Raw genomic sequence first — 1,266 nt, 5'->3', positions numbered from 1 at the left:
ACGAACCGACGAAGGGCCACGAACCGACGAGGACGCTGTCCACAGCCTTGGCGCGGTTCCGTGGCCCTCCACAGAGGAGTGAACCCCGGTTGGCCGGCCTTCTGTCGTGCAGCACGCTCGGGCGATGAAGTTCGAGATGCCAGCGTCGATCCCGATGTCCTTGCAGTCGGGTCCCTTCAGAGTCGCTGATGCCCTTGCCGCCGGGCTGTCGGAGCGGTGGCTGCGCGGGCCGGGGCTGTCGGTGCCGACGAGAGGCGTCAGGTCGTGGAGTGTGCCGGAGACGCTCCTCGATCGAGCCCGGAGCTTTGCCACCGGCGTGGTCGGCGACTTTGCCTTCTCGCACATCACCGCCGCCCAGCTGCTGGGGATTCCGCTGTCCTACTCGGTCGAGGATGACCCCCGGCTGCACATCATCAGACCGACGACCGCCAACCGCGTCCGCCGGGATGGCGTTGCGGGGCACCGCGGGTTGGAGCTGCGCGAGGTCGTCATGGTTCATGGCCTGCCCGTCGTCGCGGCCCCCGACACGTGGGTGGATCTCGGTGAGCTGGTAGGGCCGCTGAAACCGGTCGGCCTCGACGACTTGGTCGTGGCCGGGGATGTGATCGTCAACAGGCTGGGCTCGCGACGGCCGCTGAAGGCCGCCCTCGAGCGGCGCTGCCGACCACGTGGCAAGGTCACGCTGAGCCACGCGCTCATCTGGGTCCGAGTCGGCTCCCGCTCTCCCATGGAGACTCGCACGCGGCTGATGCTCGTTCGGGCGGGGTTGCCCGAGCCGGGGCTCAACCAGCATGTGATCAGCCGCGACGGCCTGTGGCTCGCATGGAGCGACTTCGTGTGGAAACGCAAGCGCGTGGTGGGGGAGTTCAACGGTCGAGAGTTCCACTCCGGTGCGGAGCAGGAGGCCTATGACGAGGCTCGCCGTCTCGGCCTCGTCGACGATGACTGGATCGTGATCGTCGTCGTCAGGGACGACGTGTTCGAGTCGGCCGCGCGCGACGCAAAGCTGCGCGAGTTCGCCGTCGCCCTGGGGGTCGACCCGAGCGGGCTCGACCTCATCGGTGCTGCGCCGCAGTTCCTGGCGCCTCGCCAGTTCGCGCCGCCCCGTCGTCCCCGGGCGGCGTGAGCCGGAGCCGAGGCGCGTTTCCCACGTCACGGGACTCCGCTGGGACTGAGGGTGCCCCGGAAGCCGGCTGAGCGGCATACAGAGGGAGCGGTATGCCGCTCACCGCCTCGCGTCGGTTCGTGGCCCTTCGTCGGTTGGTG

At 69.3% G+C, this 1,266-nt stretch carries 1 protein-coding gene; it reads left to right on the top strand.

The genetic code is table 11. From position 1 onward, the window contains the following. Positions 1-124 precede the first annotated feature (124 nt). A complete protein-coding gene (locus N864_RS22340) occupies positions 125-1,126 on the top strand; it encodes a hypothetical protein (RefSeq protein WP_155893073.1) in 1,002 nt (333 codons plus the stop codon). Positions 1,127-1,266: the final 140 nt, after the last annotated feature.

Origin of the sequence: Intrasporangium chromatireducens Q5-1, from assembly GCF_000576575.1 — a bacterium.
Classification (GTDB): domain Bacteria; phylum Actinomycetota; class Actinomycetes; order Actinomycetales; family Dermatophilaceae; genus Intrasporangium_A; species Intrasporangium_A chromatireducens.
This window is presented reverse-complemented; position numbering and strand designations above follow the sequence as displayed.